The sequence below is a fragment of the Nostoc sp. genome (genome assembly GCF_036917935.1).
Lineage (GTDB): Bacteria > Cyanobacteriota > Cyanobacteriia > Cyanobacteriales > Nostocaceae > Nostoc.
Window position 1 is genome coordinate 45,372 of sequence record NZ_JBALEL010000024.1, and the last position, 7,371, is coordinate 52,742.

The window sequence follows — 7,371 nt, forward strand, 5'->3', positions numbered from 1 at the left end:
CATAACCCCTCTCCGCCACCGGAAAGGGGTTAATCACTGCCGAAACTCAGTAATCTCTAATAAGCGTCCTGCAATTCATAAAAATCAGGCGAGATATAATCCTTCCGCAAAGGCCAACCTACCCAATCTTCCGGCATCAAAATCCGCTTGAGATTTGGGTGTCCTTCGTAGACAATGCCCAACATATCGTAAGACTCGCGCTCTTGCCAATCTGCGGTCTTCCAAATCCAGTACACAGAAGGCACTACGGGGTTTTCCCGTGGTAAGAACACCTTAACTCGTACTTCTTCGGGGCGATCGCTATTATCACCCACTTTAATCAAGTGATACACACTCACCAATTCCTGTCCTGGCCCAAGGTCAACACCACCTTGAAACTGGAGATAATTAAACCCATAAGCATAAAGGGCTGTAGCCGTAGGAAGCAAGAAATCTGCCGCCACCTTAATTATCTCTACACCATTCTTGTCTGGTGCTAAAAACTCATGGTCAAAGCCATTTTCCGTCAACCACTGGGAAACTTTACCGGCTTGTACCAATGATTCTTCTTTGGCTGCTGGTACTGGTTTAGATTCTTCTTCAGCCACGGGTTTGTTCCTCCTTTTGCGCCAATTCTTTCAGCAGTGCAGGTGGTATTGGCATACCGATCGCTTCCGCCAATTCCTTCGGTGGTGCATAGCGAGTTTCTGACTGCAAATACTTACCAGTTAAAATTTCCTCTACTGGCTTCAAATTATGAGTCGTGCTGTAGTAGCGGTGAGTTTGCTTAATTTTATCCCGCTCTTGCATCGATTCATTGGCGATTTTCTTCCGCAGCTTAATGATTGCGTCGATAATTGCTTCTGGACGGGGAGGACAACCAGGTAAGTAGACATCCACAGGAATCAGTTTATCGACTCCGCGCACTGCCGTGGGGGAATCAACACTGAACATCCCGCCAGTAATTGTGCAAGCTCCCATCGCAATTACATACTTCGGCTCTGGCATTTGTTCATAAAGACGCACCAGTTGGGGAGCCATCTTCATCGTAATAGTCCCTGCCGTAATAATTAAATCGGCTTGGCGGGGGCTAGAACGGGGAATTAGTCCAAAACGGTCAAAGTCAAATCGGGAACCAATTAAAGCTGCAAACTCAATAAAGCAGCAAGCAGTACCAAACAGCAACGGCCACAGACTAGAAAGCCGCGCCCAGTCGTAGAGATCATCAACCGTCGTCAAAATGACGTTTTCTGAAAGGTCTTGAGTGATTGTAGTCCGCTCAATGGGGTTGATGATTCGCTCTTTGCCCTGGGTTGTTAAGTTAGAATTCAAGACCATTCCAAAGCTCCTTTACGCCATGCGTAAACTAAAGCGACTACAAGAATTGCAATAAACACTAGCGCTTCAATAAATGCCAATAGCCCCAAACGGTGGAAAGCTACCGCCCAAGGATACAAGAAAACAGTCTCCACATCAAAGACGACGAAGACCAGAGCAAACATATAGTAGCGGATGTTGAACTGAATCCAGGCTCCCCCGATGGGTTCCATACCAGATTCGTAGGTGGTGCGCCGTTCTGGGCTGTAACCACTGGGTCGTAGAAGCTTGGATGCTGAGAGCGCTAAGGCTGGCACTAGGCTACAGATGATGAAGAAGCCTAGAAGGTACTCGTAACCGCTGAGGACAAACACAATGAGTATCTACCGCTTATGGAGTATTTTAAGTAGTGACTGGGGACTGGGGAAGGTGGGGCCCCCTCTGGGGATAAGGGAGATAAGAAGGACAAGGGGGATAAGCAATGCCCAGTACCCAGTACCCAGTAAGCAATCCCAAATTCCCAAGCAATCCCCAAACCGCGTAACTTTCTTTTACATTATATCTGTTTGGTTTTTCTGAAATCTGCGAAACAGACGCACTTCAGGTATTTGATTCGTTTTTGGTAGTGATAGAAAAGTCTAACAATTATGTCATAATTTTTAACGTATATTTAAGAATTCTCCTCTGTGAGGCCTTAGCCATGAGCGAACCAGCTGTTGAGACTCCGGTGTTAGACCGCTACGAGTGTCGCGCCTGCGGTTATGTTTACGAACCTGAGAAGGGAGACGACAAGGATGATATTCCTTCAGGGACAACCTTTGCAGAACTACCCATAAATTGGCGCTGTCCAGTTTGTGCTGCTAAGAAGACCGCTTTTGCCAACATCGGCCCTGCGGGTACTGCATCCGGCTTCAAAGAAAATCTCGGTTACGGTTTGGGTGTCAACAACCTAACGCCAACCCAAAAGAATATCCTAATTTTTGGTGCTTTGGCTCTTGGCTTCTTGTTTTTTATTAGTCTTTACGGCTTACAATGAAAGCTTTTAAGCAATTCAAAATTCAAAATGAAAAACCCAGGATTGTCCAGCATTCTGACTGCCAACTCCTACAGAAATTTAGAAACAATTAAGAAATACTGATGCATTCAATTGTAAAAAGTTGGCAACGAATATTTGCCTTGTTAATAGTAATCCTGATATGCATAGGTTGTAGCAAAATTCCCTCTGTTAGCTACAACCCTTGGAAAGTAATTTCTGTGCCCACAGACTCGAATCTATTGGATATTGCTTTTACTAATAACCCTGAGCATGGCTACTTAGTAGGTAGCAATGCCACCTTATTGGAAACCAATGACGGTGGTAATACCTGGAAACCAATAATACTGCAACTGGATGAGCAAAAGTATCGCTTTGATTCAGTAAGTTTTGCAGGTAAAGAAGGCTGGATTGCCGGAGAGCCTGGACTGTTGCTGCATACTACCGATGAAGGTGGTGCTTGGTCGCGTATTCCCCTGAGTGAAAAGCTACCAGGTAGCCCGATCGCAATTAAGGCACTGGCAGACAAGACAGCTGAAATGGCTACTGATGTCGGAGCCATCTATAAGACCACAGACGGCGGCAAAAACTGGAAAGCGCAGGTGGAATCAGCAGTCGGTGTGGTACGTAACTTGGAACGTTCTGCTGATGGTAAATATGTTGCTGTTTCTGCTAAGGGTAGCTTCTACTCGACTTGGGAACCAGGCCAAGATGCTTGGGTTCCCCATAACCGCAATAGTTCTCGGCGGGTAGAAAATATGGGCTTTGCTGACAATGGCCAATTGTGGTTGCTAGCTAGAGGAGGGCAAATTCAGTTTAGTGACCCAACTAAACCTGAAGAATGGCAAGATGCAAAATATCCAGAGTTATCCACCAGTTGGGGTTTACTGGATTTGGCATATCGCACACCCGATGAAATTTGGATAGGTGGGGGTAGCGGTAATTTACTACGCAGTGGCGACGGTGGCAAAACCTGGGAAAAAGACCGTGCAGTGGAAGAAGTTGCTGCTAATTTGTACAAGATTGTGTTCTTAGAGCCAGAACGGGGATTTATAATTGGCGATCGCGGCGTTTTGCTCAAATATCTACCAAAACCTGAAACAACTTCTCCAGAAGCAGCTTAATGGAAACTGGGGACTAGGGACTAGGGACTAGGTACTAGGTAAGAGTTTCCCAATGCCCAATAACCAATACCCAATGCCCTATTTCTGAGAAGAACGTTGCAACTTGTAACTCTTTCTTAACTTTGTAGGATAATAAACTCTATAACATTCTTTGTGAAGGTAGGAATCTAAATGTCAGGTACCACTGGAGAACGTCCGTTTTCGGACATCATTACTAGCGTTCGTTACTGGGTAATTCACAGCATCACCATCCCAGCTTTGTTTATTGCTGGTTGGCTATTTGTGCAAACTGGACTGGCTTATGATGCTTTTGGCACACCTCGTCCCAATGAGTATTTCACACCAGCGCGGCAAGAAGTGCCCATTGTGAAGAACCGTTTTGAAGCTAAAAAACAAGTTGAACAATTTATCGGAAAATAGTTTGAGATTATGACTAGCGGCAATAACATCAATCAACCAGTTACCTATCCAATTTTTACCGTTAGATGGCTGGCAGTTCACACTTTAGGTGTACCTACTGTATTCTTTTTAGGCGCGATCGCCGCAATGCAATTTATTCACCGTTAGGAGCAATTATGGTAGAAAGATCGCCCAATCCCAATAATCAGCCGGTTGAACTAAACCGGACTTCGCTATACCTGGGACTACTACTAGTTTTCGTTCTGGGTATTCTCTTTTCCAGTTACTTCTTTAACTAATTGGAACTACTGTTGTTAATCTTTGTTTATTGAACATGTGTTGATTTGTTGTTAAGGGAGGAGAAAAGCTGTGTCTGGAAGTGGGAGAATTCCCCTGTGGGTCGTCGCTACGATCGCAGGTTTAGGTATAATTACAGTCTTGGGCATTTTCTTTTATGGTGCCTACGCCGGACTCGGTTCTTCGATTTAACATTAGTTAGTTTGAACCGAACACTATAAGTTAGAATTTTCCAGCATTTGTTGAGAAATCAACGTTAAAAAAACCGCCTGTCTTTATGAGATAGGCGGTATTAATTTTGGTCAGTAGTCATTTGTCCTTTGTCCTACCCCTGCGGGTACTCCTTCGGAGAACTCGTAGAGTAGCCCCTGGCGCGTCTATGTCATTTGTTTTTTGCAAATGACTAATGACTAATGACTACATCAGTATCACTTAATATCGCTGATATCGTCGCTTTCAATGTATAAAAACAGAAATGCGAAGACAATACCTGGTAAAACCCAACCAATTATGGAAATGAAGATGGGAGACAAGTACGAAGTACTAGCCAAGATAGAAGGCAAAAAAGAAACTGCCATAGTAAAGGTTCCTATCAAATCACACTACAATTCAAAATGAGCTTACTGCAAATTCTGCCAGATTTTTGAAATTCTTTCATATTTTTAACACAGGCAATATTGGGACTGGGGAAGGTGGGGCCCCCTCTGGGGATAAGCGGTAATGGGGACTAGGGACAGATTTGCTGAATAATTCCCCCTTGTCTCCCTCATCTCTGAGTTACTCGCTACTCGCGATCACATACCCAGGAGTTCATCTAGCTGCAACTTTGGCAAGTCTGGAGGAATCACAGTTCGCAATATTGTGACTTTGTGACTCTCCTGTTGAGTTGTCAGATCGAGTGCGATCGCTTCTAAGCGAATTTCCAAACAGCCAAAGGGAATGTTTAATTGCGTCATCACTTCCACTTCCCCCCATGCATTAGGTAGTAAATTTGTCAATAAATGGGGCCTATCTAGTAAGCAGCGAGTTTGATAATCTTCAAGCCATAACTTGACAACAACTTGCGGAGGTACTTCAGGCAGTACTACGCGCACTATTACAGACTTGCCAGCAATTAGTTCGCCTTCTGGTATATGCAGGTGTGGAATTGGCAAAGGCCCAGTGGCTGCCGCAATTATAGGTAAGGAAGGGGATGAATCTAACAGTGGTTGCTCCTGCTCCTCTTCTTCAAACGGGTAACTCGTAGCTGCATCGGCTTCCAGTTCACTATATGTATCATCTACGACGATTTCTTGCGCTAACCAAGCTGACGCTATATTTATTTTTATTGGAGGAGGGGGCGGCGGTATTTGTGTTACCAAAGCCGATGAGAGTGTTGGTTCTAATACTTTTTCTAGTTCCGTATTTTCTCCTATCCCCAGATCCGCTTCCTGCGCTGTGTCTATATCTTCCCCAAAGTTCCCCAGTTCGGAAGCTAACCCTTCGACTTCTTCCCATGTACCCTGTCCGTTGCGCGTCTCCGTCAGGAGAAGTTGTGAGCTGCTCCAACCTTCGCTCAGATTATTCTCCATGTTGGCATCTAGGTTTAACGGCAAGTGGACATCAACATTCGCATTTTCTGCACTCAGAGAAAGGGGCGTCTGCTGCGCTGGAACATAGTTATCGTAATCTTGAAGTTGCGGATCATTGATGGATTCAGGCAAAGAGTATCCTTGGCTCTGCATCCACTTCCTGAGCAGGGGAGATGAGTAAAGGTTGCCTGTTGTAATAAATTGTGCATTTGGTTCGGCTTCTACTTCAGTAAAAGATTCTTCCTGGAATTGTGCATTTGGTTCGGCTTCTACTTCAGCAAAATATTCTTCCTGGAATTGTGCATTTGGTTCGGCTTCTACTTCAGCAAAAGATTCTTCCTGGAATTGTGCATCATCTATTACTAATTCAGGTGTATTTTCATCTTCAGCTACAATTGCGTCCAACAGCGGCAAGTCTTCAGCCCCTTGAACTTCCAATGCATCTGGCAAGACATTGTTTTTTACTTCTTCTGCATCACTCGGCAAAGCTTGTAGCCGTTTCAAGTATGGCAAAGTAGTGACGAGTATTGGCATTCGACGTTGCCTGATGACCAACTGCTCCAAGTTGATGGTGGCTATAGTAGCATCCTTTTCTAGAAACTCCTCCTGTGTAGGTGGTTCTGTAACAACATCTGCGGGAATGTTGGCATCACTTTGAATAGGGGGCAGTTTCGGTAATTGAGGTAACGAAATACTTGAATTCTTGAGCTTAGATGTTCGCAGGGTAGCTTCTCGCAGAACTTGCAGGTTAATTTGCGGTGGTAGAGGTGTGTTTGGGGATGGATTGAGTATCTGTGGCTGGTCTGTTTTTGGAACCTTGACCAGATTTAATAGTTTTAAATCGAGCTTAACAGGTGTCTCTGGTTCTGTGAAAGCAGCAGATAAATCTGATCGTGCTATGAGGTCATTTAAGGATGTACTAGGTTTTGCTGCGGCTGTGATTGCCAGTAATTCGGTTACATCTGCTGTAATGGTGAAGGACTGGCTAGCTAACCGGATGACTTCACCAGCATCGGCGAATTTACCATACAAACTGATATCTGCCAAAATTAACTTAGATTCACAGTCAGCAGGAATATTAATTGAGGTATTGATGGTGAAGGGCAACTCTTGGTCTGGTAAGGGTTGCCGTACCTGGGTTAAGATTTCTGACTCTAGGGGCGATCGCAGTTCAATTCCTAGTTCAAGCGCCCGTAGGCTTTTTGGAGATAATGTTTCATCCTGATCTAGATTTGTCTTTTCTTTGAGTTCTATATGCCCGTTGATTATAAGAGCTTGTCCCCAACGAGCAATGTAAGTATCTTGATCTAAAGTTAGCAGTAATGGTGGCGCTAGTTGTGTTGCTGGAGAATCTATAACCTTTTCATCTTTGGACAGCAGTTCAGAGGCGGGTAAAGCTAAATCTATTAAATTTTGTAAAATCTGCTCTGCCGTCTCTCCTTTGAGCCACACAGGACTCACCGGCTCATCAATAACTATATCTTCTTCCGTTTCATCGAGCAGAACAGTAGTAGTAAGGTTGCTGTCTTTAGTAATTGGCAGTTCTGCGGAAACAGCAGCGATCGCATTATCTAAGGTAATTGCGGGTTCTGCTGGAGCAGTATATTCTAAGTTCCCTTCATCTGGCACAACAGTAATTGCCAGTTCTGCC

General features: G+C 44.5%; 11 protein-coding genes. 6 read left to right on the plus strand and 5 right to left on the minus strand.

Annotation, left to right across the window (positions count from 1 at the left end):
- Window positions 1-56: 56 nt before the first annotated feature.
- Genes V7K62_RS10610 through ndhC form a run of 3 tightly spaced genes read right to left on the minus strand, consistent with a single transcriptional unit; the run spans window position 57 to window position 1,670 of the window.
- On the minus strand, window positions 57-587 hold the full coding sequence (locus tag V7K62_RS10610) for an NAD(P)H-quinone oxidoreductase subunit J (RefSeq protein WP_334863895.1): 531 nt from the start codon (window positions 585-587) through the stop codon (window positions 57-59).
- Window positions 580-1,317 carry a photosynthetic/respiratory NAD(P)H-quinone oxidoreductase subunit K gene (gene ndhK / locus V7K62_RS10615; RefSeq protein ID WP_334863896.1) on the minus strand — a complete coding sequence of 246 codons (738 nt, stop codon included), beginning with the start codon at window positions 1,315-1,317 and terminating at the stop codon, window positions 580-582. The genes V7K62_RS10610 and ndhK overlap by 8 nt, the downstream gene beginning before the upstream one ends.
- Window positions 1,308-1,670, minus strand: coding sequence for a photosynthetic/respiratory NAD(P)H-quinone oxidoreductase subunit C (gene ndhC, locus V7K62_RS10620; protein ID WP_094333328.1), 363 nt, complete (start codon window positions 1,668-1,670; stop codon window positions 1,308-1,310). The genes ndhK and ndhC overlap by 10 nt, the downstream gene beginning before the upstream one ends.
- Window positions 1,671-1,996: 326 nt before the next feature.
- Between ndhC and V7K62_RS10625 the strand changes: the two genes are divergently transcribed.
- The 6 genes from V7K62_RS10625 to V7K62_RS10650 all read left to right on the plus strand — a co-directional run bounded on the left by V7K62_RS10625 (window position 1,997) and on the right by V7K62_RS10650 (window position 4,341).
- Entirely contained in the window at window positions 1,997-2,332 is a 336-nt protein-coding gene (locus V7K62_RS10625) for a rubredoxin (RefSeq protein ID WP_334863897.1), read from the plus strand.
- Window positions 2,333-2,433: 101 nt separating this feature from the next.
- Window positions 2,434-3,453, plus strand: coding sequence for a photosynthesis system II assembly factor Ycf48 (locus tag V7K62_RS10630; RefSeq protein ID WP_334863898.1), 1,020 nt, complete (start codon window positions 2,434-2,436; stop codon window positions 3,451-3,453).
- A gap of 171 nt (window positions 3,454-3,624) precedes the next feature.
- Window positions 3,625-3,873 carry a cytochrome b559 subunit alpha gene (psbE, locus tag V7K62_RS10635; RefSeq protein WP_069071322.1) on the plus strand — a complete coding sequence of 83 codons (249 nt, stop codon included), beginning with the start codon at window positions 3,625-3,627 and terminating at the stop codon, window positions 3,871-3,873.
- 9 nt (window positions 3,874-3,882) lie between these two features.
- On the plus strand, window positions 3,883-4,020 hold the full coding sequence (gene psbF, locus V7K62_RS10640; protein WP_012411801.1) for a cytochrome b559 subunit beta: 138 nt from the start codon (window positions 3,883-3,885) through the stop codon (window positions 4,018-4,020).
- 8 nt (window positions 4,021-4,028) lie between these two features.
- Entirely contained in the window at window positions 4,029-4,151 is a 123-nt protein-coding gene (locus V7K62_RS10645) for a photosystem II reaction center protein L (RefSeq protein WP_012411802.1), read from the plus strand.
- Between the two features lie 70 nt (window positions 4,152-4,221).
- Window positions 4,222-4,341 carry a photosystem II reaction center protein J gene (locus V7K62_RS10650; protein ID WP_012411803.1) on the plus strand — a complete coding sequence of 40 codons (120 nt, stop codon included), beginning with the start codon at window positions 4,222-4,224 and terminating at the stop codon, window positions 4,339-4,341.
- A gap of 236 nt (window positions 4,342-4,577) precedes the next feature.
- On the opposite strand, the gene V7K62_RS10655 is transcribed toward V7K62_RS10650, so the two are convergent.
- Both V7K62_RS10655 and V7K62_RS10660 read right to left on the minus strand, forming a co-directional pair.
- Window positions 4,578-4,727, minus strand: coding sequence for a photosystem I reaction center subunit VIII (locus V7K62_RS10655; protein WP_334863899.1), 150 nt, complete (start codon window positions 4,725-4,727; stop codon window positions 4,578-4,580).
- A gap of 216 nt (window positions 4,728-4,943) precedes the next feature.
- Window positions 4,944-7,364 carry a hypothetical protein gene (locus V7K62_RS10660; protein WP_334863902.1) on the minus strand — a complete coding sequence of 807 codons (2,421 nt, stop codon included), beginning with the start codon at window positions 7,362-7,364 and terminating at the stop codon, window positions 4,944-4,946.
- Between the last annotated feature and the right edge of the window lie 7 nt (window positions 7,365-7,371).

Excerpts from the sequence above, each read along its gene's own strand:
- ndhK (WP_334863896.1), bottom strand. The coding sequence starts at position 1,317 with ATGGTCTTGAATTCTAACTTAACAACCCAGGGCAAAGAGCGAATCATC.
- V7K62_RS10625 (WP_334863897.1), top strand. The coding sequence starts at position 1,997 with ATGAGCGAACCAGCTGTTGAGACTCCGGTGTTAGACCGCTACGAGTGT.
- V7K62_RS10630 (WP_334863898.1), top strand. The coding sequence starts at position 2,434 with ATGCATTCAATTGTAAAAAGTTGGCAACGAATATTTGCCTTGTTAATA.
- psbE (WP_069071322.1), top strand. The coding sequence starts at position 3,625 with ATGTCAGGTACCACTGGAGAACGTCCGTTTTCGGACATCATTACTAGC.
- psbF (WP_012411801.1), top strand. The coding sequence starts at position 3,883 with ATGACTAGCGGCAATAACATCAATCAACCAGTTACCTATCCAATTTTT.
- V7K62_RS10645 (WP_012411802.1), top strand. The coding sequence starts at position 4,029 with ATGGTAGAAAGATCGCCCAATCCCAATAATCAGCCGGTTGAACTAAAC.
- V7K62_RS10655 (WP_334863899.1), bottom strand. The coding sequence starts at position 4,727 with ATGGCAGTTTCTTTTTTGCCTTCTATCTTGGCTAGTACTTCGTACTTG.